This window comes from Pusillimonas minor (genome assembly GCF_014237865.1).
Lineage (GTDB): Bacteria > Pseudomonadota > Gammaproteobacteria > Burkholderiales > Burkholderiaceae_B > Neopusillimonas > Neopusillimonas minor.
Map to the genome: position 1 here is coordinate 438,384 of NZ_JACJUU010000002.1, position 23,094 is coordinate 461,477.

Annotated in this window: 27 protein-coding genes; 20 read left to right on the forward strand and 7 right to left on the reverse strand. The window is 57.9% G+C overall.

What is annotated here, in order from left to right; translation table 11 throughout:
- The first annotated feature begins 102 nt into the window (after nt 1-102).
- Both GTU67_RS04765 and GTU67_RS04770 read left to right on the forward strand, forming a co-directional pair.
- Nucleotides 103-822 (forward strand): DUF6088 family protein, encoded by a 720-nt coding sequence (locus GTU67_RS04765; protein ID WP_221893257.1) that lies wholly within the window; start codon nt 103-105, stop codon nt 820-822.
- Nucleotides 819-1,883: a nucleotidyl transferase AbiEii/AbiGii toxin family protein gene (locus GTU67_RS04770; RefSeq protein ID WP_185778983.1), complete on the forward strand. Its 1,065-nt coding sequence runs from the start codon at nt 819-821 to the stop codon at nt 1,881-1,883. Before GTU67_RS04765 ends, GTU67_RS04770 begins: the two co-directional genes overlap by 4 nt.
- Before the next feature lie 44 nt (nt 1,884-1,927).
- On the opposite strand, the gene GTU67_RS04775 is transcribed toward GTU67_RS04770, so the two are convergent.
- Both GTU67_RS04775 and fdxA read right to left on the reverse strand, forming a co-directional pair.
- Nucleotides 1,928-3,358 (reverse strand): aldehyde dehydrogenase family protein, encoded by a 1,431-nt coding sequence (locus GTU67_RS04775; protein ID WP_185778984.1) that lies wholly within the window; start codon nt 3,356-3,358, stop codon nt 1,928-1,930.
- Between the two features lie 68 nt (nt 3,359-3,426).
- Nucleotides 3,427-3,750: a ferredoxin FdxA gene (gene fdxA / locus GTU67_RS04780; RefSeq protein ID WP_185778985.1), complete on the reverse strand. Its 324-nt coding sequence runs from the start codon at nt 3,748-3,750 to the stop codon at nt 3,427-3,429.
- A 146-nt stretch (nt 3,751-3,896) separates the two neighbouring features.
- On the opposite strand from fdxA, the gene GTU67_RS04785 reads away from it, so the two are divergent.
- The 7 genes from GTU67_RS04785 to GTU67_RS04815 all read left to right on the forward strand — a co-directional run bounded on the left by GTU67_RS04785 (nt 3,897) and on the right by GTU67_RS04815 (nt 11,490).
- The gene (locus GTU67_RS04785; protein WP_185778986.1) at nt 3,897-4,727 is read left to right on the forward strand and encodes a TetR family transcriptional regulator; all 831 of its coding nucleotides are present in this window, start codon (nt 3,897-3,899) and stop codon (nt 4,725-4,727) included.
- Between the two features lie 177 nt (nt 4,728-4,904).
- A complete protein-coding gene (locus GTU67_RS04790) occupies nt 4,905-6,509 on the forward strand; it encodes a 6-hydroxynicotinate reductase (protein WP_185778987.1) in 1,605 nt (534 codons plus the stop codon).
- 12 nt (nt 6,510-6,521) lie between these two features.
- Nucleotides 6,522-7,592, forward strand: a complete 1,071-nt coding sequence (locus GTU67_RS04795; RefSeq protein WP_185778988.1) for a UPF0280 family protein — start codon at nt 6,522-6,524, stop codon at nt 7,590-7,592.
- A gap of 51 nt (nt 7,593-7,643) precedes the next feature.
- Entirely contained in the window at nt 7,644-8,297 is a 654-nt protein-coding gene (locus GTU67_RS04800; protein ID WP_185778989.1) for an amino acid synthesis family protein, read from the forward strand.
- An 81-nt stretch (nt 8,298-8,378) separates the two neighbouring features.
- Nucleotides 8,379-8,963 (forward strand): amino acid synthesis family protein, encoded by a 585-nt coding sequence (locus GTU67_RS04805; protein WP_185778990.1) that lies wholly within the window; start codon nt 8,379-8,381, stop codon nt 8,961-8,963.
- Between the two features lie 109 nt (nt 8,964-9,072).
- Nucleotides 9,073-10,263 carry an amidohydrolase family protein gene (locus GTU67_RS04810; protein WP_093971057.1) on the forward strand — a complete coding sequence of 397 codons (1,191 nt, stop codon included), beginning with the start codon at nt 9,073-9,075 and terminating at the stop codon, nt 10,261-10,263.
- A gap of 9 nt (nt 10,264-10,272) precedes the next feature.
- Nucleotides 10,273-11,490 carry a CaiB/BaiF CoA transferase family protein gene (locus tag GTU67_RS04815; protein ID WP_185778991.1) on the forward strand — a complete coding sequence of 406 codons (1,218 nt, stop codon included), beginning with the start codon at nt 10,273-10,275 and terminating at the stop codon, nt 11,488-11,490.
- 87 nt (nt 11,491-11,577) lie between these two features.
- Here GTU67_RS04815 and GTU67_RS04820 read toward each other — a convergent pair whose 3' ends face one another.
- From GTU67_RS04820 to GTU67_RS04830, 3 genes are read right to left on the reverse strand one after another with little or no spacing between them, the layout of a single operon-like run.
- On the reverse strand, nt 11,578-11,859 hold the full coding sequence (locus GTU67_RS04820; protein WP_185778992.1) for an XRE family transcriptional regulator: 282 nt from the start codon (nt 11,857-11,859) through the stop codon (nt 11,578-11,580).
- Entirely contained in the window at nt 11,856-12,179 is a 324-nt protein-coding gene (locus tag GTU67_RS15565; RefSeq protein WP_185778993.1) for a type II toxin-antitoxin system RelE/ParE family toxin, read from the reverse strand. The genes GTU67_RS04820 and GTU67_RS15565 overlap by 4 nt, the downstream gene beginning before the upstream one ends.
- Before the next feature lie 23 nt (nt 12,180-12,202).
- Nucleotides 12,203-12,910 carry a TetR/AcrR family transcriptional regulator gene (locus GTU67_RS04830; protein WP_185778994.1) on the reverse strand — a complete coding sequence of 236 codons (708 nt, stop codon included), beginning with the start codon at nt 12,908-12,910 and terminating at the stop codon, nt 12,203-12,205.
- Nucleotides 12,911-13,069: 159 nt separating this feature from the next.
- Here GTU67_RS04830 and GTU67_RS04835 point away from each other — a divergent pair, with 159 nt between their 5' ends.
- Both GTU67_RS04835 and GTU67_RS04840 read left to right on the forward strand, forming a co-directional pair.
- A complete protein-coding gene (locus GTU67_RS04835; RefSeq protein WP_093971045.1) occupies nt 13,070-14,116 on the forward strand; it encodes an aromatic ring-hydroxylating dioxygenase subunit alpha in 1,047 nt (348 codons plus the stop codon).
- Nucleotides 14,117-14,146: 30 nt separating this feature from the next.
- Entirely contained in the window at nt 14,147-15,199 is a 1,053-nt protein-coding gene (locus tag GTU67_RS04840) for an apurinic/apyrimidinic endonuclease family protein (protein WP_185778995.1), read from the forward strand.
- Here the strand turns inward: GTU67_RS04840 and GTU67_RS04845 are convergent.
- On the reverse strand, nt 15,153-15,530 hold the full coding sequence (locus tag GTU67_RS04845) for a HigA family addiction module antitoxin (protein ID WP_430458994.1): 378 nt from the start codon (nt 15,528-15,530) through the stop codon (nt 15,153-15,155). The two genes, GTU67_RS04840 and GTU67_RS04845, sit on opposite strands and share 47 nt — an antisense overlap.
- Nucleotides 15,496-15,774: a type II toxin-antitoxin system RelE/ParE family toxin gene (locus GTU67_RS04850; protein ID WP_185778996.1), complete on the reverse strand. Its 279-nt coding sequence runs from the start codon at nt 15,772-15,774 to the stop codon at nt 15,496-15,498. Before GTU67_RS04850 ends, GTU67_RS04845 begins: the two co-directional genes overlap by 35 nt.
- A gap of 365 nt (nt 15,775-16,139) precedes the next feature.
- Here GTU67_RS04850 and GTU67_RS04855 point away from each other — a divergent pair, with 365 nt between their 5' ends.
- The 9 genes from GTU67_RS04855 (at nt 16,140) to GTU67_RS04895 (ending at nt 23,068) form a co-directional block, all read left to right on the forward strand.
- Complete coding sequence (locus GTU67_RS04855) at nt 16,140-16,505, forward strand: toxin-antitoxin system TumE family protein (RefSeq protein ID WP_185778997.1); 366 nt, start codon at nt 16,140-16,142, stop codon at nt 16,503-16,505.
- The gene (locus GTU67_RS04860) at nt 16,502-16,849 is read left to right on the forward strand and encodes an HVO_A0114 family putative DNA-binding protein (RefSeq protein WP_185778998.1); all 348 of its coding nucleotides are present in this window, start codon (nt 16,502-16,504) and stop codon (nt 16,847-16,849) included. Before GTU67_RS04855 ends, GTU67_RS04860 begins: the two co-directional genes overlap by 4 nt.
- A 120-nt stretch (nt 16,850-16,969) precedes the next feature.
- Nucleotides 16,970-18,046 (forward strand): NAD/NADP-dependent octopine/nopaline dehydrogenase family protein, encoded by a 1,077-nt coding sequence (locus tag GTU67_RS04865; protein ID WP_185778999.1) that lies wholly within the window; start codon nt 16,970-16,972, stop codon nt 18,044-18,046.
- A 115-nt stretch (nt 18,047-18,161) separates the two neighbouring features.
- Entirely contained in the window at nt 18,162-19,313 is a 1,152-nt protein-coding gene (locus GTU67_RS04870) for a 3-hydroxyacyl-CoA dehydrogenase NAD-binding domain-containing protein (RefSeq protein WP_185779000.1), read from the forward strand.
- Nucleotides 19,303-20,298, forward strand: a complete 996-nt coding sequence (locus GTU67_RS04875; protein ID WP_185779001.1) for an ABC transporter substrate-binding protein — start codon at nt 19,303-19,305, stop codon at nt 20,296-20,298. The genes GTU67_RS04870 and GTU67_RS04875 overlap by 11 nt, the downstream gene beginning before the upstream one ends.
- On the forward strand, nt 20,299-21,060 hold the full coding sequence (locus GTU67_RS04880) for an ABC transporter ATP-binding protein (protein WP_185779002.1): 762 nt from the start codon (nt 20,299-20,301) through the stop codon (nt 21,058-21,060).
- The gene (locus tag GTU67_RS04885) at nt 21,057-21,848 is read left to right on the forward strand and encodes an ABC transporter permease (protein ID WP_185779003.1); all 792 of its coding nucleotides are present in this window, start codon (nt 21,057-21,059) and stop codon (nt 21,846-21,848) included. Before GTU67_RS04880 ends, GTU67_RS04885 begins: the two co-directional genes overlap by 4 nt.
- On the forward strand, nt 21,845-22,597 hold the full coding sequence (locus GTU67_RS04890) for an ABC transporter permease (RefSeq protein ID WP_249417578.1): 753 nt from the start codon (nt 21,845-21,847) through the stop codon (nt 22,595-22,597). Before GTU67_RS04885 ends, GTU67_RS04890 begins: the two co-directional genes overlap by 4 nt.
- A gap of 15 nt (nt 22,598-22,612) precedes the next feature.
- Nucleotides 22,613-23,068, forward strand: a complete 456-nt coding sequence (locus GTU67_RS04895; protein ID WP_093971037.1) for a MarR family winged helix-turn-helix transcriptional regulator — start codon at nt 22,613-22,615, stop codon at nt 23,066-23,068.
- Nucleotides 23,069-23,094: the final 26 nt, after the last annotated feature.

A 23,094-nucleotide genomic window follows, 5' to 3' on the forward strand; every position in this document is an offset into this window, starting at 1 on the left:
GGCCTGGTCAATACTTATTAGGTCCGAAATAAAACTACAAATTTCGGACAATGCATTGCCAAATGTCCGAAAAAAATATATAAATATCGGACAGGAGAGGCAATGTCCGCACTCAAATCTCACATCTCTGCTCTGATTGAAGCGGCTGAACCCGGACAAGTTTGGGTACCAGCCGACTTTGCGCACTTGGGCAGTCGTGATGCCGTCGACAAGGCGCTGCAGCGTATGGTGCAGGCTGGGGAGTTGCGTCGCATCGACAGAGGCCTGTATGACAGGCCCAAGATCAATAGCCTGACCAAACGCCCCACAACCCCAGACTACCGCGCGGTGACGGAAGCCATTGCCCGTCGCGATCACTTGCGCCTGCTGGTTGACGGTATGACCGCCGCCAATGATCTCGGTTTGACTGACGCGGTACCCGCTCGCATCACTATCCATACCGACACCCGTCGACGTGCGATTCAACTCGACAAGCTCACCATCGAGTTCAAGCAAACGGCGCCCAGTCGTCTCTACTGGGCGGGGCGCCCGGCCATGCGCGTCGTGCAGGCGCTGCACTGGCTAAAGGACACACTGAGTTCGGAGCGTTCTTCTGTTAAGGGCAAGTTGACTAAAGTGCTGGCTGATCCCGTTCATGGTCCGGCGATCCGCCAGGATCTGCTCGATGGTTTCAATGCATTGCCGGCGTGGATGCAAAGTTTGATCCGAGAACTCCCCGGGTGTGACCCGCAGCAAGCAAGGCAAGCAATACCCCAAACTCTCGACATCAAAAAATCTCCGCCTGCACGCCGCAGCGCGGCCAAACACGGGGGGGAGCCGTGAATCCAGCATTCAGTACCATCATCACAGCTAGCGACGTCGAGCGGCGAGACTTGTTTCTTGGTGCTTCAGCCCGGCTCGGTACAGCGGTTCAGAACATCGAAAAAGATTTCTGGGTCTGTTGGACATTAGATGCGCTGTTCAACGGCCTGGAAGCGGGTAGCCCCCGCCTGCTGTTCAAGGGCGGCACCTCGCTCTCTAAGGCCTTCGGCCTGATCTCCCGATTTTCGGAAGATATCGACATTACGGTGTTCCGCGATGACTTGGGGCAAGGGGCTGAAGTTGCCGATCTGGATGCGCTGAGTGGCAAGAAGCGTCGAGCACGTCTTGAAGCCATCCGCAATGCGTGCCAGGCCTATATCGCGGGTCCATTGACTGCGCAGTTCACGCATCTCGCGGCATCAGTCATTCCCGAGAATCGCTTTCGGCTGGAACTCGACCCCGACGATAAGGATGGTCAGAGTTTGCTGTTCTGGTATCCCTCCGTCACGGCCACCACCAGCGACTACATCCGCTCGGCGGTCAAGATTGAGGCCGGTGCCAAATCGGCGCTTGATCCGCATGTCGCGGCTTCCGTCACTCCGTACGTCATAAAGGACTTGCCCGACCTGGACCTAACCGTGACTAACGTAATTACCGTGAAACCCGAACGCACCTTCTGGGACAAGGTCATGATCTTGCACGGGCTACGCCAGTGGCATGACCGTCGCGGTGAGCTACGGCACGGCGGACAACGTGTTTCGCGTCACTATTATGACGTGCATCAACTGATGCAGGCGCCGTTAGCGGCCGCCTGGCAGGAGGATCACGTGCTGGCGACCGACTGCGCCAACCATGCGAGGCTGTTCTTTGGCAGCGCCGATTTGGGGCTCGACAGTGCAGTAGCCGGTACATTTACGCTGACACCGAATGCGGCGATGCGAGAGGCGCTTAGAAAAGATTATGAAGCGATGGCTGGCATGATTTTCGGCGATATCCCTCCGTTCGATGCGGTGCTGCACAGCGCAGAATCCTTCGAGCAGATCGTCAATCGCGCTGCAATAGCCGCACCCATGGTGAAATAAAAAAACCGGCTAGCCAAAAGGCCGCCGGTTTTTAGCGCTTGCTTTTACGCCTTGGTATAGGCTGTTTTTACAATCGTGAAAAACTCTTGCGCATAACGGCCTTGCTCGCGCGGGCCATAGCTTGAGCCCTTGCGGCCGCCAAACGGCACGTGGTAGTCGACCCCGGCTGTGGGGACATTGACCATGGTCATGCCGGCCTGAATGGCCCGCTTGAAATGCGTGGCGCGTTTCAGCGACTGCGTGCAAATGCCCGAGCTCAAACCAAACTCGGTATCGTTGGCCAGGGCCAGAGCGTGGTCGTAGTCGTCGGCTTTAATAACCGTGGCTACGGGGCCAAAAATTTCTTCGCGCGAAACCCGCATGTTATTAGTGGCATGGGCCAGTACGGCCGGGCTGAAGTAGTAGCCCGGTGTTTTGCCTTCGAGTGTTTGCCCGCCGCACAGCAACTGCGCGCCTTCGTCTTGCCCGATTTTGACGTAATCCAGGTCTTGCTGCAGTTGCGAGGCATCGGCCACCGGCCCAATTTGAGTATTGGCATCCAGGGCATGACCCACGCGCAAGGCCGCCGTGCGTTTGGCCAGCGTGTCGGTAAACTGGTCGTAAATACCTTTTTCGACAATGATACGGCTGCTGGCCGTACAACGTTGGCCAGTCGAGTAAAACGCCCCCTGAATCGCGCAATCGAGTGCGGTTTCGAGGTCGGCATCGTCAAGAATAACCAGCGGGTTTTTGCCGCCAAGTTCAAGTTGGACTTTTTTCTGTTTTTGCGCAGCTTGCTGCAAAATGCCGTGGCCCGTACCCACCGAACCCGTAAAGGTAATGGCGGTAACGCGCGGGTCGTCGATAAACGCTGCGCCCACCACCGAACCGCGGCCCATGACCAGATTGAACACGCCACCCGGCAGCCCGCTTCGGCTGATGATTTCGGCCAGCGCCCAGGCCGAGCCCGGGACCAGGTCGGCCGGCTTGAACACAACGCAATTGCCGTAGGCCAATGCCGGTGCGATTTTCCAGGCGGGGATGGCAATGGGGAAATTCCAGGGGGTGATGATGCCCACAACCCCCAGTGGTTCTCGGGTGACCTCGACCTGGATACCCGGGCGTACCGAGGCGATAGCATCGCCTGTAATACGCAGGGCTTCGCCGGCAAAAAACTTAAAAATCTGGCCGGCGCGGGCGACTTCGGCAATGGCTTCGGGCAATGTCTTGCCTTCTTCGCGCGCCAGCAACTCTCCCAGTTCCGCCTTACGGGCCAGCAGCTCGGTGCCCACAAAATCAAGCGCGTCAAACCGTTGTTGCGGTGTGCTTAACGACCAGTTGGGCCAGGCCTGATAGGCCGCAGAAACAGCCGCTTCGACTTCGTCGGCCGAGGCGCGCACATATTCGCCCACCACATCGTTCAGGTCGGAGGGGTTGATGTTTTGCTGTACGTTCGAGGCACCGACCCATTCGCCGGCAATCCAGTTTTTATGCATGGTGAGTTCCTGTCTTAAAGCCCAGGCAGCTTGGCTGCCCGGTGGGTCTGCAAGCGATTGACTTGCGTTCAACGCTCAAGCAGATCACGCTTGTTGGGCTTGTCTTTCCATTCGTCGGCGTCGGGCAACGCGCCCATGCTCTTCGAGATGACTTCCCACTCGGCCGCCAGCTCGGCATTGATGCGAATGAAGTCCATTTGGTCTTGCGGCAGGTCTTCTTCGGCGTAAATGGCTTCGGCTGGGCATTCGGCGACGCATACGGCGCAGTCAATGCACTCGTCGGGGTCAATCACCAAAAAGTTGGGGCCAATGTGAAAGCAGTCGACCGGGCAAACGTCAACGCAGTCGGTGTAGCGGCATTTAATACAGGCTTCAGTTACAACGTGGGTCATGGCGGGGCCTATCCGGGAATAAGGTACACAAAAATTTTCCACATGGTACGTCATAAATTTAATGTAGTAAATACAAAATTATTCGGTGTTGACTACATTTGTTTACCCACCCAGAATGGCTCTCAATCAGTCAACCAGACAAGGCCATGGCAACTCGCAGCAGCAAAACAGAACCTTCGGGCAATGGCTCGGCGTCAGGTAAGCGCAAGGCGCCTGCCGCCCCTGCGCCAGACAAGGTAAAGCGCGTGGCGCGCACTACGGTTCGCCGTAAGGCGCAGCCCTCGGTAGAAGTGGCCACTCAGGCCCGCGCCCAGAAAACCCGCGATGCCATTTTGCGCGCCGCCACCCGCGTGTTTTCCCGTTATGGCTTTGCCGGCGGCAAAATCGAACAGATTTCGCGCTTGTCGCGCACGCACGACCGCATGATTTATTACTACTTCGGCAGCAAAGAAAAGCTGTTTGTCGAAGTGCTGGAAACCGCCTATGCCCGCATGAACGAGGCCGAAGCCGAACTTGAGTTTGACCTGGCCCACCCCGAGCAGGCACTGACCACTGTTGTGCATTTTGTGTGGCACTACTACCTGGCCCACCCCGAGATGATCACCCTGCTGAACAGCGAAAACCTGCAGCAGGGCAAGCATATTAAAAAATCGGGCCAGGTGGCGCGGCTGTCGTCGCCGGCCGTGCAAGTGCTGGCGCAAGTGCTACGCGCAGGCGTTGAAAAAGGCCTGTTTCGCGACGACATTACCGCGCGCGACCTGTACATAGAAATCGCCGCACTGGGCTACTTCTATTTATCAAACCGCTACACCTTAAGTGCGTTTTTAAGCGTCGACCTGCATGCCGCCGACAACCTGGCCCACTGGAAAGCGTTTATTACTGACATCACGCTGCGTTCGGTGCGCAGGTTGCCCGTCAGCGCAGCCGCAGGGCCCGGCACAGCGCCGCGCGCGCTGGTTGGGGCGCATTTAATATAACGTACACACTATAATTATTGCTGTAGAAAATTTTTTTGTTTATTATGAAACATAGTGCTTGCGTTTATGCTGCCATGGCTTAAAGCAAGTAACACACTATAAATAAGCAGGGGCAAAAAATGGCGTGCCCCGGCATTGCAACCAGGCCCATACGCCACGCCAACGGAGTTGCCAGACATGACCGAACACACCAAAATCGACCACAGCATGGACAACCTGGACGCCAGCACATCCAGCACTTCAGGCCCCACCGTGCTTGAAAAATCCAAGCCCCGCAGCGAAAAAATGGCCACTAACAAGGTCGAGTGCAATGCCTGTCCGGTCTTGTGCCAAATTACCGAGGGTCGCACGGGTGCGTGCGACCGCTGGGGTAACCAAGAAGGCCAGTTGGTGCGCATTGATCCGGTCGTGCTTATGCGTCGTCTCGACGACTCGGGCCAGGCGGTGCGTGCCGAGCCGGTCGCCTGCGAGGCCCCCGATTCGCTGACTGCGCTTGAAATGCACGACATTGCCGATGCCGACGTAAAAGATGCCAACAGCCTGTTTGTTACCGGTGTCGGGTCGGGCACAACCTACCCCGACTACAAACCCGCACCGTTCATTGTGTCGTCGCGCCAGCAAGGCGTCGACATGGTTACCGTCGTCACCGAAGGCATCTTCAGCTACTGCAGTTTCAAGGTCAAAATCGACACCGACCGCTATCTGGGGCCCGAGCAGTCAAATGTTCGCTTCAAGGGCGAAATTGTCGGCCACGTGACCACGGCCGAATACGGTTCGCAAATGTTGTCGCTTGGCGGGGTGCACCACCTGACCGGCGGCAGCAAAAAAGAGGGCCGCTTTACCTGTGACATGATGATGGCGCTGGGCAACAAGCAGGCGGTCGAATTGTCTATTGATGGTGGCGCGCAACTGGTTGTGCAGGCGGGTAAAGCCCCCATTGTCGATGGCGTTGAAGAAAAACGCATGCGCGTGGGCTGCGGTTCGGCCACTATTGGTATTTTTGCCAAGCAGTGGTGGAGCCATGTCGACGAGGTTATTGTGGTCGACGACCACATTACCGGCGTGCTGTCCGAACACCAGGCCGGCAAGTGCCTCGATATCCCGCCGTCGGGCATCAAAATGAAAGGCCGCAAATCAACGCCAGGTCGTTATTTCCAGGTGGCCAACCCGGGTAACGGCTGGGGCGGCACCGACATCACCGACGCGCTGACCATTATTGAAGGGTGGGATGCCGACGTGGCCTGGCCTGGTTTGCGCTTGTTGATTACCTCAACCACTGGCGAGCACGCCGAATACTACGAGCTCGATGATCAACTGACGCCGCAGCGCAAGCCCATGCCCGAGGTCTTGCAAAAAACCGTCGATCGTATCGGTGAAAACTGCGAACCCTCGATGTGCAGTGTCATGTTCCTGGGCGGGGCGGGTGGTTCGTTGCGTGCCGGCGTAACCGAAAACCCCATCTGGCTGACAAACTCCATCAAGACTGCCCTGGTCAATGTAACGTGCGGCGGCGCGCCGGCCTATGTGTGGTCCGGCGGCGGCATTACCGTCATGGTCGATGTCTTGCGCATGCCCGACAACTCATTCGGCTACGTGCCTACACCCGCTATCGTGGCGCCCATCGAATTCTCGATGAAGCTCGACGATTACATTCGGTTGGGCGGCCATGCCGATGCGGTGCGCAAAATCGAAGACGTGGTCCAGCACGACCGCCATCGCATTATTGACTGGTTTGACCCCACCAGCCCCTGGGCGCTGGGCCACAAACCCATGCTGGCCTAAGCCCAACCGGCCATGACGCAGGCAGGGCACGGCGCCGTTCGGGCATTGCTGGACAACGGTTTACACCATTTCCAGCATGGCCCCATCGACCTGATTATCGGGGTCGACGGCGAGCCCGCGTGCGTGCGCGCCGGCCTTGAGGCTGCCTGGCAGCGCTTTGGCAATATCTTGCCCGAGCTGGTTACCGAGCTGCCGCAATTGCGACGCCCGGTGGGCGAATGGGCCAGGCATTCAACGCCCGCAACCTGCGTTGCGGGGGCGGCGCTTGCCTCGCCTGTCTCGTCGCGGCAAGCGCAGGCCGGCGATATGCCTGACATCCCTTTCCAGACCCCGGTGGCCCAGCGAATGGGCCGCGCCTGTTGGCCGTATCGGCACGGGTTTGTAACGGCCATGGCTGCGGTGGCGGGGTCGGTGGCTGACGAAATTTTGCAAACAATTTTGGCGGTAGCACCCAACCTTCGCCGCGTCTTTGTCAACAACGGCGGCGATATCGCGCTGTACCTCGCGCCCGAAGAAACCTACAACGTAGGCCTGGTCAGTAATATTGATCAGGTCAGGGTGATGGCATCGGCGGCGTCGCCGGCTTTGGGCAATGCGGCTGGGGTACACGCGCTTGCCCAGTCACAGAAAGCTGCTGCACAGGGCATGGCCGAGCCCATCATTGCCCCCGACGGCACACTAACCGTGCACGCCGCGCAAGGCATTGGGGGCATTGCTACCAGCGGTTGGCGCGGGCGCAGCTTTAGCTTGGGTATTGCCGACAGCGTCACGGTACTGGCGGCTACCGCCGCGCAGGCCGATGTGGCCGCGACCTTAATTGCCAACCAGGTCAATGCCGACCACCCGGCTATTGTGCGGGCGCCGGCCAACACCCTGAAAGACGACACCGACCTGGGCGATCGCCGCGTCACCGTCGACGTTGGCCCGTTACCCGAAATCATTATCCGCCAAGCCCTGACGCACGGCGCGCAATTGGCGCGACAATGGCAGGCCGACGGTCTGATTCTGGGGGCGGTACTGATGCTGCAAGGCCACGTCGAAGCCGTCTTGCCCGCAACAGCGCCGCACCGCCATGTTGCATAACATTAGTAATAAGCACACACGTCCGAATTGAATAACGAAAGGAATGCGTTCATGTCAGATTTAATCGAAGTACGGCAAATACTTACCCAGGTAGAGACCATCTATCACGAAGGCGGCCCGGCGGCCGACAAACCACTGATTCGTGGCGCGGTAGCCGCTGTGCTTAAAAACCCGTACGCCGGTCGCTACGAACCCGATATCTTGCCCATGATGGACGAGCTCAACCCCGTTGGCCTTGAAATGGCCGAACGCTTGGTCAAAGCCATGGGCGTGACACCCGACGACATCGAAAGCTATGGCAAAGGGTCGATTGTGGGCGCCGGCGGCGAGCTGGAACATGGCGCCCTGTGGCATGTGCCCGGTGGCTACGCCATGCGTGAATTGCTGGGTTGGAAGGGCGACCGCTCGGCTTACAAACAGGGTAAAAGTTCGGGCCCCAAAGGCCTCGAAGGCGGGCGCGCATTGTCGATTGTGCCGTCCACCAAAAAAGTCGGCGGCCCTGGTACACGCCTTGACGTCCCCCTTACCCACGTCACCGCCAGTTATGTGCGTGGCCACTTCGACGCCATGGAAGTCTACGTGCCCGGCGCGCCGGCCAGCGATGAACTGGTGTTCATCTTGGCCATGGCCACTGGCGGACGCATTCATCAGCGCGTAGGCGGCATGACGCCAGAACAAATCAGCAAATACGACGGCCTGCGCTAATTATTGGTGCAACCTACCCACTAAAACAGACAGCGCGTCAGGCCAATCATCATCCCCTGAGGCGATAAACGGAGAACACACATGACAGCAAAAATTCGCAAACTGGTCGTCGTTGTTGACGAAACCCGCATCGAAATGGGCAAGGCCATCCAGCCGGCCACCCGTCGCGCCGTGGCTATGGCCGTGATTGAAAACCCCTTTGCCGGTAAATACCAGGAAGACCTGTCGGCGCTGATGGCCATTGGTGAAGAGCTGGGCGGACTGCTGGGTGAGAAATGCGTACAGGCCTTGGGCATTACGCCCAACCAGGCCGAAAGCTACGGCAAGGCCGCCATTGTTGGCGAGTCTGGCGAGCTTGAGCACGCCGCCGCCATCTTGCACCCCAAATTGGGTGCGCCCTTGCGTAAAGCTGTTGAAAAAGGCGCAGCCTTGGTGCCGTCGTCCAAAAAAATGGGCACGGTAGGCAGCGCGATCGACGTGCCCCTGGGCCATAAAGATGCCGCTTACGTCCGCTCTCACTTTGACGCTATCGAGGCGCGTGTGTCCGATGCGCCTCGCGCCAACGAAATCGTTGTGGCTGTTGCTGTCACCGATTCGGGTCGTCCACTGCCTCGTGTAGGCGGTCTGACCAAAGACGAGATCAAAGGCGAAGACGGTCTGCGTTAATCTGGTCGTATCCCCAATGCGCGTAGCCTTTGTGCGCTGCGCGCGGCGGGAAGCGAGCGTGATGCACGCGCCTTCCCAGCCCTAAGTCAAACCGTTCAGGAGACACAACATGGCCGTAGCCGCCGTTGAAGCCAAGTCTGGCAAGGTTGTTATCAAAAACATCGGGTTGCTGTTGTCGGGCGACCTTGAAAACCCCATTCTTGATGCCGACACCATCATTGTCGACGACGGGCGCATTGCGGCCGTTGGCAAGTACAAAGACTGCGACACCGAAGGGGCCGATCGCATCATCGATTGCCGAGGCACCACACTGGCGCCTGGGCTCATTGACTCGCACGTGCACCCCGTGGCCGGCGACTGGACGCCGCGCCAGAGCCAGCTGGGCTGGATCGACTCCACCCTGAACGGCGGCGTGACCACCATGATTTCGGCCGGTGAGGTGCACTACCCCGGTCGTCCTAAAGACATTTTGGGCCTGAAAGCTTTGGCCATCACCGCCCAGCGCTCGTTCGAAAACGCCCGCCCCGGCGGCGTCAAGGTGCTGGCCGGCGCACCGGTCATCGAAAAGGGCATGGTCGAGTCCGACTTCAAAGACCTGGCCGATGCGGGTGTAAAACTACTGGGCGAAATCGGCCTGGGCAGCGTCAAGGCTGGCGACGAAGCCGCGCAAATGGTCAAGTGGGCGCGTAAATACGGTATTCAAAGCACTATCCATACCGGTGGTCCGTCTATCCCTGGTTCGGGGCTGATCGATAAAGACGTCGTGCTAGAAGCCGATGCCGACATCATTGGCCACATCAACGGCGGCCATACCTCGCTGCCTTACAAACAGGTCTGTGAACTGTGCGAACGCTCGACCCGAGGGATCGAGATCGTACACAACGGCAACGAACGCATTGCCATTCTGACGGCGCGCCACGCCCACGAACTGGGCTGCCTGCACCGCGTTATTCTGGGTACCGACGGCCCCGCGGGTTCCGGTGTACAGCCGCTGGGCATCATCCGCATGATCGCCCAATTGTCCAGCCTGGCCGATATCCCCGCCGAAATTGCCGTGTGCTTTGCTACCGGCAACACCGCCCGCATGCGTGACCTGGACTGCGGCCTGATTGAAGTCGGCCGCGTCGCCGATTTCGTCATGATGGATCGCGCCCAGCACACCGCCGGCGAAACCTTGCTCGAAAGCATTCAGTTGGGCGACATTCCCGGGATCGGCATGGTCATGATCGACGGCATTGTGCGTTGCCAGCGTAGCCGCAACACCCCCCCGGCCGTCGAAGTGCCCGTCATCGAGAAGTAAGGAAACAGCATGTCTGCAGCATTGGAAGGGGTGGTTGTTCTAGATTTGTCCAGGATTCTGGCTGGCCCATGGTCAACCCAGAACCTGGCCGACCTAGGGGCCGATGTCATTAAAGTCGAACGCCCCGGTCAGGGCGACGACACCCGCTCGTGGGGGCCTCCGTTCGTCAACACGGCCGACGGGCAACCGCAAGATGCGGCGTATTACTTTTGCGCCAATCGCGGTAAGCGGTCTATTACGCTCGACTTCACCAAAGAGGCCGGGCGCAAAATCATTCTTGACCTGGCCGCAAAAGCAGACATTCTGGTCGAAAACTACAAGGTGGGTGGCCTGAAGAAGTATGGCCTTGATTACGACAGCTTGGCCAAGGTCAATCCAGGCCTGATTTTTTGTTCGATTACCGGCTTTGGGCAAGACGGCCCTTATGCCGAGCGCCCAGGCTATGACGCCCTGGTGCAGGCCATGGGCGGTTTAATGAGCATTACCGGCGAGCCCGACGGCACACCGGGCGGTGGCCCGCAAAAAGTGGGCGTAGCCGTGGTCGATATTTTGACTGGGTTGTACGCCACGTCGGCCATTCTGGCGGCCTTGTTTGCGCGCAGCAAAACCGGCAAAGGCCAACATATCGACGTCGCCTTGCTAGACGTCCAGGTAGCTGCGCTTGCCAACCAGGCGGGTAATTTCTTGCTAGGCGGCAAGGTGCCGGCCCGTTTGGGCAGCGCCCACCCCTCTATCGTGCCTTATCAGCCGTTTGCCTGCGCCGATGGCTACGTTATGTTGGCCATAGGTAACGACACCCAGTTCGCCGCATTTTGCAATGCAGCGGGCAGCCCGGCCCTGGCTCAAGATGCGCGCTTTGCCACCAATGCCCAGCGTGTCGCCAACCGTAGCGTACTGGTGCCCATGCTCGAAGAGTGCATCAAATTAAAAACCATTGATCAGTGGTGTGCATTGGGTACCGAACAAGGCTTCCCTTGCGGGCCCATCAACACCATTGACCGCGTTTTTGAAGACCCGCAGGTACAGGCGCGTAACATGCGCGTCGATGTGCCATCTGACACGTATGGGTCGCTGGCCCTGGTCGCCAGCCCCATGAAGTTCTCGGGTACGCCTATTCAATACGACACCCCCCCGCCCACACTGGGCCAGCACACGCAACAGGTGCTGGGCGAACTGGGCCTCGACGCCGCCGCCATCGAAGGCCTGCGTCAGTCGGGCGTGGTGTAAGCCTGGGTGTTCGCGCGGGCTAAGGTTTTTGCGAGAGCCTCTGTCGTTTGCCGAAGACGCGAGAGTATCGGGTACGACCGGCCGTAACTACGCCGTCAATGTGATCGTCAGGCGTTTGCCCAACGCGTGCGCAGCGCTGGTCAGTGTTGCCAGTGTCAGGCTTGTGTCGTTGGCATCAAGCAGGCGATTAAGGGCGGCACGGCTGGTCTTCATGCGGTCGGCCATTTCGGTTTTTGTAAGCCGCTGTGCTTTCATTTCCTGGCTAATTTGCCATGCAATCACGCGCTTTGCGGCAATAGCAGTGGTTTCCTCAAGCGTACCTTCAGTGGCCAGGAAACTGTCAAAATCGCTGCCAATGTGCTTGTTCATAATGTATTCCTGATTTGTTTTAAACGATGCGTTGCAATGGCCAGCTCTTTGAGCGGTGTACTTTGGGACTTTTTGATAAAGCCATGCAGTAGAACTATTGTCTGGTTAACTATCGTAAAAAATATGCGTGCGATACGCCCGTGCAGGTGCGTACGCGTTTCCCATAAGCCATCAGCTATTTTTCTGACTAAAGGCATGCCAAGGGGCCAGCCCAACTGGATTGTTTTAATGTCGACGCCGATTGTACCTTTTTTAGTACATCCCGAATAGGGAAGGGCGTTCAGTCTTGCATTCGGGTTACAGCGGCGCAATGCGCGCATCTACGCGTAGATACGAATGACCGTCAGGGTTTCTTCAGCACCGAATTCAGTAATAATTCGCTGATGTAGTTGCCCCATTGCTCGATTTCGGCGGGTTCCATCAGGTCGGCGTTCAGGAAGAACGAGAACGTGTAGCGGTTGGAGACATAAAAGTACCCCAGCGCCGTCATGGCCATGTACAGGTGCTTGCTGTCGACGTCTTCACGAAAAATACCCTGGCGCTGACCTTCTTCGATGACATTGCGCAAAATCGATATGGCCGGCCCGGAGTATTGGTCGGCGCTTTTTGACTTGGCAATGTGCTTGCCCTTGTTCAGGTTTTCGGAATTGAGCAGCACGATCAGTTCGGGGTTGTCGATGTAGTAGCGAAACGGGAACTGAATGATGGTGCGTAGGGCTTGCACCGGGTCGGTCATGTCGAGTTTCAGGTTCTTCTCGGCCTCGAATACATCTTTGTAGGCCTCTTCAAGCACCGCTACAAACAACTTTTCTTTACTGCCAAAGTAGTAGTAGATCAGGCTGTCGTACGACTTGGCCGCTTTCGATATTTTTTCGACACGGGCGCCGCCATAGCCATCGCGGGCAAAAATCTTTTTGGCCGCCTTCAAGATATTGGCCCGCGTCGTTTGCGCCGAACGCGAACGCCCGCGTTTTGGCGGTTCGCCCACTTCGCGGGCGCTGGCTGCAAGGTCGATGGTTGAAGCTGCTGCGTCGGAGTCTTTTCGTGTCATTGCCGAGTTGAAATATTGAAACGTTCTGCTGCAAGTTTACTGTGCCCCGCACCTTAACAAAAAATATTTTGCACAGCCGGGCATTTATGTTTATTATTCGACTAATGTAGTGAATACTCAATAAATTAATTTGCCTGACAAGGTAGACCGGAGGACATCATGGCTGAATACGTATTAAACACGTGGTACCCCATCGCATGGTCGCGCGACATCACGCAAAGCCTGGCGCAGCGCCGCATTGTTGAAAAAGACGTGGTCATGTACCGCAATACCCAGGGCAAGGTGGTGGCCCAGCTAGATATTTGCCCGCATCGCATGCTGCCGCTGTCTCATGGCAAGCTCAAGGGCGATGTCATCCAGTGCGGCTACCACGGTATGGAATTTGACTGTTCCGGCAAGTGTGTGCGCATTCCCGGCCAAGACAAAATACCGGCAGGCGCCAAAGTGACGACTTACCCCACGCACGAACACATGGGCCTGGTCTGGATATGGATGGGCGACGCCGACAAGGCCGACCCTGCCAAGGTATACGACCTGCCGCAGTATCACGACCCGGCCTGGCAGGCTGTCGAAGGCGACGCCCTGCGCATCGAGTGCAACTACCTGAACCTGTGCGACAACCTGTGCGACCCGTCTCACGTTAGTTTTGTGCACCTGACCACGCTGGGCAATGCCGCCAGCGAAGACGTCCCCGTGCAGTCAGAGCGTACCGAAAACGGCGTACTGACCTGGCGCTGGGTGCTTGACTCGCCCGCCATCCCGCTTTTCCAGAAGTTTGGCGGCTTCACCACCAATGTCGACCGCTGGCATTACTACCACTACACCGCGCCCAGCATTGCGGTTATTGACTTTGGTACCGCGAAAACCGGTACTGGGGCGCCCGAAGGCAATCGCGACGACTGCATTCAAATTTACGCCTGTCACTTCATGACGCCGGTTGACGAAAACACGGTTATTGACCACTGGCTGCACGTTAAAAACTTCAAGGCCGACGACGACACCAACAAGGCCATGTCCGCGTCCTTCCGCGAAGCGTTCTCCGAAGATAAGGTCATCCTCGAGGCCATTCATAAAAATGAAAAAGCCTACCCAGACTTCAAGCCGGTATTGCTGAACCTGGATGCCTCGGCCGTACGTATGCGTCGTCTGGTCGACTCGATGATCGACGCCGAAAAGGCCGAGCGCCAGTCTGTAAAAGCAGCATAACAAAGATAAGACCACACAAAGGATTCTAGAATGAAACCCATAGACCCCGATTTCCCGTTTTTGCTGGGTTGTAATGGCCGTGGTGCGCAGGCCTCGTCCATGTCGCGGCCCGTGTCGCTTGAAGAACACAGCATCGACGAACAGTTCCGGCTGGTTAAAGAATCGGGTGTCTTTGACTATTTCGACCGCATCCCCCTTCGCAGCAATATCGACGACTACCGCAAGGCGATTGAAAAGTACGACTTGCCGGTACATACCGCCAGCTGGTTTTACATGCTGGGCCGCGACGACGCTTTGCTTTCAGACAACCTGAAAATTTGCGCCGAAATTGGCGCCAAGGCCCACAACATCATGACCTTTACGCACCACGCGCAAGGTCATGTACTGTCAGATCAGGAAATCATCGACCATTACCTGCAGGTATACGACGAAGGCATGAAGCAGGGCGTGGCGCCGGTGTTCGAGCTTCATGTCAATATGTGGAACGAATCTTACGCGCGCGTCACGCCCATTGCCAAAGCCATTCAAAGCCGCGGCATTCCGTTTAACTTTAATGTGGACTACAGTCACGTCGCCTTCAAGATCGGCAACCCCGAAGAACTGGATATTTCTGAGTGCCGCGAAGCGGTTGAGTCAGGGCAAATGAAGCTCGACCCGTTCGAGCCCGGGTCGCTGCTGGAAGAGTGGTTGAACCTGAACATGGTGACCTGGACGCAACTGCGTACGGTGGGCCCCAATCAGCCCAAGAATCTTTGGTATAAAAATGAAGACGGCAGCTACGCGCGCGGTATTCAGTACCCCATGACCCGCCCGGCGGCCGGCGAATGGCATTCGCAGTGGCATGCCTACTTGCTAGAGCCCTCGAAAGAGGCGATTCGTATGGCCATGCGCTATCACATCACCCATCCCAACAGCCCGTTGCGGTATATCACGACCGAAATGATCAACCTGCCCGACTATGGGTTGGCGGCCAAATACAATCTGTTCGAACAGAATGTGGCGTGCGCAAAATTCATTCGCCAAGCCTGGAAAGAAATCAAGGCCCTGCACGCCGCCGGGTTGGTGACCTGGCCGGAGGTATAGCGTTTAGAGGCCGAATGCCTGCCAGCACTTCGGCCAATGCTTCCTTTACGCACGCTTCGTCGTAACGAAGTTGAAGACTGGTCCAGAACTCATCGGAAGTGCCAAAAAATTTTGACAGCCGAAGGCCTGTGTCTGCAGTGATAGATCGTTTCCCAACGACAATTTCACCTATTCGACGTTGCGGCACGCCGATTTCTTTAGCCAGACGGTATTGCGTAATACCCAACGGTTTTAGAAACTCTTCCATCAAAATTTCGCCCGGCTTTGGGTAAGGGACGTCGCGCATAGGTAGCCTGCTAGTGGTAATCGACAATTTCGACCATTTCGGCATGGCCGCTATTCCAAATAAAACAAATGCGCCATTGGTCGTTAACACGAATACTGAACCGGCCTTGCCTATCGCCGGCGAGCGCTTCAAGCCGATTGCCGGGTGGGACGCGTAAATCGTCAAGGCTGCATGCGCCGTGTATAAGTGCCAACTTTCGTATTGCCACGGTTTCGATGTTTGAAAACCTGGCGATACGAGTGCCTTCAAACAATGCTGCGGTGTATTTGCAAGCGAATGACTTGATCAAGATAGTAACGTATCACAATAGTATTGTAAATCGACAGTATTGGGCTGCGTTAATAATGACGTGCGTTGTAGCGTTCAAGTGGCAGCACCAGGCCCAGCCCACACAATGCCCGAAGCCCCCGCCCGAAACCATCCTCGGCTGGGCAGATTTGTCCGCGTATTTAAGTGACGCTACTTCGCCGGCACGTGCGCAAGCGCGGTTTGATGCATGGGCAAAAATGCCATGCTTTTAGTTGAAATTAAGCTGTAAAAAGTAGAAATTAGCCGAGAATGAATTCCAAAAAATACTCTCGGGTAATGAATTGATCGACTCAAAAAGCCCTGCGCCAAGCCGCATAAAATTATCATCAGCTGATACGTTAAAATATGCGTGACGATCCGGGTGTCGCCACGCTTTTAGACCTGCACGATCAAGTCATCGATCAGGGCAATGGCTATTGGATAAAAATTGAAGCCTGGAAAGTAAGTGCAACGCGCCACATTCCGCATGGTGTTCGATACTGTCTGACGCTGCACGAACCCTACGGCGGCAGGGTGCTGGGTTACGACAATGCCCACGCCGTCAAGCCGCCCAAAAAGTTCAAGTATGCAGGCAACCGTTTGCCATACGACCATCGGCATCGTCATATCAGCGACAAGGGTGTTCCGTACGAATTTAAAGATGCGCACCAGTTGTTGGCCGACTTTTTCGAGGAAGTCGATCGGGTGTTAAAGGAGCTGCAGTCATCATGAAGGCCGTTGTTGTGGGCATCATGCCCCAAGAGAAAATCCGCGAACGGATGCTGGCTATCGCGCGTGGCGAATACAAGCCCAAAGCGTCCGACCCAAAAATCTGGTTTACCTCAATGCGATCACTTGCCGAAGTGCTCAGCGACGACAACCGCGCGTTGCTCAAAATTATTCAACAGGCCAAGCCGGCGTCCATTTCGTCATTGGCGGGCTTAACAGGCCGTAAGCCGGGCAACTTATCGCGCACGCTCAAAACCATGTCCAACTACGGTTTTGTAGAAATGAAGCGCGAGAACAGGCACGTGCGTCCTATTGCCAAGGCCACCGCGTTCCGAATCGTTGTGTAATCCCCCGCCACAAAAACCCCGCTAATCCGCACTTACCCTTATTGCTGACTGCCTTGCAAATACCGTACCTTAGAAAAAAGTATATGCAAGTGCATACAATTAACCAGCATGGAGTCGGGTATGAAAATTGCAGTTTTAGGCGGTGGGCATGGGTGTTACGCGGCAGCAGCCGACTTGAGCGAAGCCGGGCACGAAGTCAGTTTGTGGCGACGCGACGCCGCGGCTTTGCAGCCTGTTATTGACAGCGGCTGCATCACCATCAAAGACGACGAAGGCCAGCGCGATATCCGCATTGCGCATGCCACCGCCAACATTGGCGACGCCATCAAAGGCGCGCAGTTAATTGTCATTCCGTCACCGGCCATTGCCCAAATGGACATTGCCCGTGCCATGGCGCCCCACTTAACCGACGGGCAGGTCGTTTACCTGCCGCCCGGTACCTTCGGCAGCTATTTAATGGCCGAAGCCGTGAAAGCCGCCGGCAACAAGGCCGAAGTGACCTGGGCCGAAACCGGCACCTTGCCCTGGCTGGTGCGCAAGCACGGCCCCAACACTGTGGCCATTACCACCCGCGCCACCCGCTTGCCCACCGGCGCCTACCCCGCCAAGCGCTCTGCCCATGCACTCGACGTCATCCGCCAGGCGTTCCCGGTTGTCGAACCCTGCGAAGACGCCATGTCGGGTGCGCTGATGAACGCCGGCCCCATCATTCACCCGCCGCTCATCATCATGAACGCAGCGCCCCTGCAGCATTTCGAAGCCTGGGACATCCACAACGAAGGCACCCAGCCGGCAGTGCGCTCGGTTACCGACCAGCTCGACCTGGAACGCATCGCCATTCGCGAAGCCATGGGCTATGCCGCCCCGCACTTCCCACTGGCCGACCACTACAACAGCGACAACTGGATGTACGGTGACGTGCATAAAAAACTGGTGAAAAGCGGCGACTGGCGCGAACACATCGACCTGCACAGCCACCGCTACATGACCGAAGACACCATGCTGGGCTTGTCTTTCCAGGCCTCGGTGGCCGACTGGACAAACGCCGACGCGCCCATCAGCAAAGGCTTGCTGGCCATTGCCGGCGGTATTGTCGGCCAAGACCTGCGCAAAGGCCCCCGCGCCCTGCCCACCCTGGGCCTGTCCGGCTTGAACAAAGCCGACATGCGCGAACTGCTTTACCAAGGTAAGGCGTAGTCCCAAAAGCCTCGGGTAAAGCCGGGTTGTTGGCCCACCACAGACCGCAGTAAACATGTAAACCGCGCGCCGGGTGTACGACACCCCCGGCAGCCGGAGCCAAAGGAAACACAGCATGGCGTTGAATAACACGACAGCACAAACAAACCCCCCGGCCATCGTGGCCATTGGCGCCGGCCGCATGGGGCGGGGCATTGCCGTGGCGTATGCCATTCGGGGCCAAAGCGTCGTCATTGTCGACTTCAAGCCCCGCAGCGCCGAGCAATTTCAAGCGCTGCAAAACGACATCGACCAGGAACTGAACACCACCCTGCAACAACTGGCCGACCTGGGCATGTTCAGTGCCGATCAGGTCGCGCAACATCGCGCCCGTATCAGCGTCGTCAGCCTGGACCAGGCCGCTCAGGCCCTGGCCGGCGCGCACATTATTTACGAAGGCGTGCCCGAAACGCTTGATGCCAAACGCGACGCGCTGGGCCGTATTTGCCAGGCCGCTCCGGCCGACGCCATCATCGCGTCAACTACGTCCACCATGCTGGCGTCCGACCTGGCCGCCATGGTCACCCACCCCGAGCGTTTCATGAACGCCCACTGGCTGAACCCGGCATACATCATCCCGCTGGTGGAAATCAGCGCCCATAACGGCCCGGTAACCGCCCCCGGTACCGAAACCGGGGCTGCCGCAGGCACAAACCCGACGACAGCAACAGGCAACGCAGCAGCAACAAACCGCTCGACGGCAACCCCCAACCCGGCCGCCACCAGCCCCGAAGCCCTGGCCGCGCTAAAGAGCAGCCTCAAGGCCATCGGCAAAGTCCCCGTTCAGTGTGGCTGCACCCCCGGCTTTATTGTGCCGCGCCTGCAAACCCTCATCATGAATGAAGCAGCCCGCATGGTTGAAGAAGGCGTCGCCACCGCCGAAGAAATCGACCTGGCCACCCGCTACGGCCTGGGCTTCCGGTTTGCCAGCATCGGCGTCCTTGAATTTATTGATTACGGCGGCAACGACATCCTGTATCACGCCAGCCGTTACCTTGCCGACAACCTGGACCCCACCCGATACACCGCCCCGGACATCGTCCAGCGCTATATGCACGAAGGCAAAATCGGGTTACGGTCGGCAAGCGGGTTTTTGTCGTACGAAGGGGTTGATTTAAACGCGTACCGGCGCGACGTGCTGGCACGTACCCTGGGCATGCTGCGGCATTTTGGTTTAGACCAAAGCATTCCTTCCACAACAGTAAAGGAAACAGGCAATGAAAACTAAAGTCAAAGCATTACTAGCATCGACCGCCGCCGCTACCCTGGCCGCGGCCGCCAACGCCCCAGCCATCGCGGCTGATGTACCCGAGCTGCGCGTGGGCTGGACGATTCCGGCCGAAGAATCGAAGTACCTGATGATGAAACGCCCCGAGCTGTTTCCTGACCTGGGCAAAAAATACACCATCAAATGGACCCAGTTCCAGGGCACATCGCCCATGGTGCAGGCCATGCGCGCCAATGTGCTCGACTGCGCCACGATGGCGCCCATGTCGATGGCCCAAGGTTATATCGAAAGCGGCCTGAAGCCCTACATTGTGGCGCAGCATGCGGCTGAAGAACCCGGCAGCTTTTCTGTGTATTGGGCCGTTAAAGAAGACAGCCCCATCAAAACCGCACAAGACCTGAAGGGTAAGGTCATTGGCACCAACGCGTACGGTTCGGGCGTGTATTACCACATGCTGTTGTGGCTCAAGAAAAACGGCCTCGACCCCGAAAAAGACGTCAAAATCGTTGAAACCGGCTTCCCGCCTTCGGCCGACGCTATCCGTTCCGGCCGCGTCGATGCCGGCCCCATGGTGCCCCCGTTTACTGTCTTGAACGAAGAAAAAGGCGGCCTGCGCCCCTTGTTCAAACTGCTAGACGTGCAAAACCCCAACGTGCAGATTTTTGAAGGCTGCAACCAGGACTACACCAACGCCAACCCCGAAGTGGTCAAGGCCTATGTTAAAGACCTGGAACGCGCCATGGCCAAGCTGAAAGAAAACCCCGCCCTGGCCGCCGAAGTCACCTCTGAAATCACCCGCGCCCCGGCCGCCGTGCTGTCCAAGTACCTGCTCACGCCCAAAGATTTCCACCGCGAGCCCAGCATGAAGCCCAACATCGCGGCCATCCAGGAAACCTTCAACCTGTATCACGACGCCGGCTTCCTTAAACAGAAGCTCGACATCAAAGACTTTGTTCGTGAAGACATCATCGCACCGGTAAAGTAAATGATCACCATCGACCACCTGGGTAAAACGTTCAAAACCGCGCGGGGCACCGAACACGCGGCCCTGCTCGACATCGACCTGCACATTCCCGACGGGCAGTTTGTCTCTATTCTGGGCCCTAGCGGTTGCGGCAAAAGTACCCTGCTGTACATGGTGGGCGGCTTCGAGCAGCCCTCGCGTGGCAGCATCAAGGTCGATGGGCGTCTGGTCACCCAGCCCGGCCCCGATCGCGGGCCTGTCTTCCAGGAATACGCCTTGTTCCCCTGGAAGACGGTGCTGGGCAACGTGGCGTACGGCCTGCGCGAGCAGGGCGTGCCCAAGGTCCAGGCCGAGGCCCGCGCCATGGTCTGGCTGGAAAAGGTCAAGCTCGACAAATACGCGCATTTTTACCCGCGCGAATTGTCGGGCGGTATGCGCCAGCGCGCCGCCATTGCCCGCACCCTGGCCTACGAGCCTGGTATTTTGCTGATGGACGAGCCCTTTGGCGCGCTCGACGCCCACACCCGCCTGACCCTGCAGGCCGAATTGCTAACCTTGTGGGAACAACTGCGCAATACCGTGCTGTTCGTTACGCACGCGGTTGACGAAGCCGTGTACTTGTCGGACCGTGTCATTGTGCTGACCGGCAGCCCCGGGACCGTGCGCGAAATTATCGACATCGACCTGCCGCGACCACGCGTGCGGTCGGAGCTACTGGTTAACCGCAAATATCAAGACTACATCGTGCATCTTGAAAGCCTGCTGACCGGGGAGCACGCATGAGCCAGGCCGCCCAACGCCCTACGCGCTGGTACGAAAACCCCTTTGTCGGGGTGATCATGGCTGTACTGCTGGTGGGCCTGATTTGGTCGGCCGCTGCACGTGTGCTGGGGTTCAGCTCGTTTCCAGGCCCCATTGCTGCCGTCAAAGAGCTGCGCTTCATCGTCGTCGACCCCGGTGCGCTGTGGGCCATTGCCCAGTCGGTGGGCCGCATGTTTACCGGCTACTTCTGGGCCTTGCTGTTTGCCATCCCGTTAGGGCTGGCCATGGGCCGCAGCCGCGCCATGTACCAGGCTTTTTACCCCCTGGTGTCGCTGGCGTATCCCATGCCCAAGGCCGCCCTTATGCCCATACTTATGCTGTGGTTTGGCCTGGGCAGCTTTTCCAAAATCCTGGTCATCGCCATGGGCGTCAGCCTGCCGGTGCTGTATCACAGCTACCAAGGCGCGCTTCGGGTCGAAAAGAAACTGGTCTGGACAGCGCAAGCCATGGGCATGGGGCCCGTAGGCCGCCTGTTCAAGGTTGTGCTGCCCGCCGCCTTGCCCGAAATCATGATCGGTTGCCGGGTGGGCGTCGTCATGGCCTTAATTGTGATGGTCTCGTCCGAAATGATTGCCCGCCAAGAGGGCGTGGGCAACCTGTTGTTTACATCCATGGACATGGCCCAGTACGAAACGGTGTACGCCGTCATTCTGGTGCTGGCGGTGCTGGGCTTTGTGCTTGACGCCTTGTTCGAACGCGTGCGCCGCTACTTAACGCGCTGGGCCGACAATAACCGGGGGGTATCATGAACGCCGCCGTCATGGGGTGGGGGCGCCTGTGCATTTCGCCCTTGTTTGTATTAATTGTGTGGGAAGCGGTGTGCCGCGCCGGCATGATTGAGCCGCAATTGTTGCCGGCGCCCACCGACATTATTGCCCGGTTGTTTACCCTGGCCGGTCAGGCCGACTTTTGGGCCAACTTTGGTATTACCGTTTACCGCCTGGTGGTGGGGTTAAGCCTGGCCATTGTCCTGGGTATTGGGCTGGGGCTGGTCGCGCAACTGTCGCGCCTGGGGGCCGCCCTGTTAGACGCCCTGGTGCGCTTGCTGGCGCCCATTCCAAAAATTGCACTGTACCCGGCCCTGATTCTTATTTTCGGGTTCGAAAACAGCTCAAAAATTGCGCTTATTGTTGCCGATGCCCTGTTCCCGGTGCTCATGGCCACCTGGTCGGCCGCCCGCGCGGTAGACCAAAAGCTGATCTGGTCCGCCCGTGCCGCGGGTACGTCGCGCGCCGCTTGCCTGTGGAAGGTAACCCTGCCGGCCATTGTGCCCACCGTACTGGCCGGTGTGCGCGTGGCTGGTGTGATTGCCTGCGTGGTGGTGTTCTTGGCCGAAATGATTGCCTCGACCGACGGCTTGGGCCACATGCTGACAGTAGCCGCCCGCGCCTACCGCACGCTAGACATGTTTGTACCCCTGGTATGGATATGCCTGCTGGGCCTGGGGTTAAACTGGCTGATTGGTACGCTGCAACGCAAAGTCGACCGCAGCGGTTAAGCAGGGCAAGGCGATATGGGTTTGAAAAAGAGCAAGGCAGTAGTGAATTACCAGGGCCATGAAACCTTCATGCCCTATGTACTTAACCGCACCACCGGCGCCGTCAATGCCGACTTCCAGGTCGTGCTGCGTAACCACGGCATGACCCTGCTGCACTGGCGCGTGCTGGCCTTCTTGCGAGAAACCGACGGCCTGGGCATCAGTGCCCTGGCCAACGCCGCCGGGGTCGACCAGGCCACCTTGTCGCGCGCATTAACCGTGATGGAAACCGCCGGCTACATCAGCCGCCAACCCAGCGCCACCGACCAGCGCGTGCTGGAAATCCACCTGCTGCCCGCCGGCAAAAAACAATTCAACAAAGTGCTGCCCCCCGCCTGGGCCATTTTTGAACGGGCCGTTAACGGCCTGACCGACAAAGAACAGCAAGAACTGCAGCGGCTGCTAAAAAAAGTATGGGGCAACTTCGCTTAACCGGGGGCGGCAGCTTCGCGTAATGC

Excerpts from the sequence above, each read along its gene's own strand:
- GTU67_RS04765 (WP_221893257.1), top strand. The coding sequence starts at position 103 with ATGTCCGCACTCAAATCTCACATCTCTGCTCTGATTGAAGCGGCTGAA.
- GTU67_RS04775 (WP_185778984.1), bottom strand. The coding sequence starts at position 3,358 with ATGCATAAAAACTGGATTGCCGGCGAATGGGTCGGTGCCTCGAACGTA.
- fdxA (WP_185778985.1), bottom strand. The coding sequence starts at position 3,750 with ATGACCCACGTTGTAACTGAAGCCTGTATTAAATGCCGCTACACCGAC.
- GTU67_RS04785 (WP_185778986.1), top strand. The coding sequence starts at position 3,897 with ATGGCAACTCGCAGCAGCAAAACAGAACCTTCGGGCAATGGCTCGGCG.
- GTU67_RS04790 (WP_185778987.1), top strand. The coding sequence starts at position 4,905 with ATGACCGAACACACCAAAATCGACCACAGCATGGACAACCTGGACGCC.
- GTU67_RS04795 (WP_185778988.1), top strand. The coding sequence starts at position 6,522 with ATGACGCAGGCAGGGCACGGCGCCGTTCGGGCATTGCTGGACAACGGT.
- GTU67_RS04800 (WP_185778989.1), top strand. The coding sequence starts at position 7,644 with ATGTCAGATTTAATCGAAGTACGGCAAATACTTACCCAGGTAGAGACC.
- GTU67_RS04805 (WP_185778990.1), top strand. The coding sequence starts at position 8,379 with ATGACAGCAAAAATTCGCAAACTGGTCGTCGTTGTTGACGAAACCCGC.
- GTU67_RS04810 (WP_093971057.1), top strand. The coding sequence starts at position 9,073 with ATGGCCGTAGCCGCCGTTGAAGCCAAGTCTGGCAAGGTTGTTATCAAA.
- GTU67_RS04815 (WP_185778991.1), top strand. The coding sequence starts at position 10,273 with ATGTCTGCAGCATTGGAAGGGGTGGTTGTTCTAGATTTGTCCAGGATT.
- GTU67_RS04820 (WP_185778992.1), bottom strand. The coding sequence starts at position 11,859 with ATGAACAAGCACATTGGCAGCGATTTTGACAGTTTCCTGGCCACTGAA.
- GTU67_RS15565 (WP_185778993.1), bottom strand. The coding sequence starts at position 12,179 with ATGCGCGCATTGCGCCGCTGTAACCCGAATGCAAGACTGAACGCCCTT.
- GTU67_RS04830 (WP_185778994.1), bottom strand. The coding sequence starts at position 12,910 with ATGACACGAAAAGACTCCGACGCAGCAGCTTCAACCATCGACCTTGCA.
- GTU67_RS04835 (WP_093971045.1), top strand. The coding sequence starts at position 13,070 with ATGGCTGAATACGTATTAAACACGTGGTACCCCATCGCATGGTCGCGC.
- GTU67_RS04840 (WP_185778995.1), top strand. The coding sequence starts at position 14,147 with ATGAAACCCATAGACCCCGATTTCCCGTTTTTGCTGGGTTGTAATGGC.
- GTU67_RS04845 (WP_430458994.1), bottom strand. The coding sequence starts at position 15,530 with ATGCCGAAATGGTCGAAATTGTCGATTACCACTAGCAGGCTACCTATG.
- GTU67_RS04855 (WP_185778997.1), top strand. The coding sequence starts at position 16,140 with ATGCGTGACGATCCGGGTGTCGCCACGCTTTTAGACCTGCACGATCAA.
- GTU67_RS04860 (WP_185778998.1), top strand. The coding sequence starts at position 16,502 with ATGAAGGCCGTTGTTGTGGGCATCATGCCCCAAGAGAAAATCCGCGAA.
- GTU67_RS04865 (WP_185778999.1), top strand. The coding sequence starts at position 16,970 with ATGAAAATTGCAGTTTTAGGCGGTGGGCATGGGTGTTACGCGGCAGCA.
- GTU67_RS04870 (WP_185779000.1), top strand. The coding sequence starts at position 18,162 with ATGGCGTTGAATAACACGACAGCACAAACAAACCCCCCGGCCATCGTG.
- GTU67_RS04875 (WP_185779001.1), top strand. The coding sequence starts at position 19,303 with ATGAAAACTAAAGTCAAAGCATTACTAGCATCGACCGCCGCCGCTACC.
- GTU67_RS04880 (WP_185779002.1), top strand. The coding sequence starts at position 20,299 with ATGATCACCATCGACCACCTGGGTAAAACGTTCAAAACCGCGCGGGGC.
- GTU67_RS04885 (WP_185779003.1), top strand. The coding sequence starts at position 21,057 with ATGAGCCAGGCCGCCCAACGCCCTACGCGCTGGTACGAAAACCCCTTT.
- GTU67_RS04890 (WP_249417578.1), top strand. The coding sequence starts at position 21,845 with ATGAACGCCGCCGTCATGGGGTGGGGGCGCCTGTGCATTTCGCCCTTG.
- GTU67_RS04895 (WP_093971037.1), top strand. The coding sequence starts at position 22,613 with ATGGGTTTGAAAAAGAGCAAGGCAGTAGTGAATTACCAGGGCCATGAA.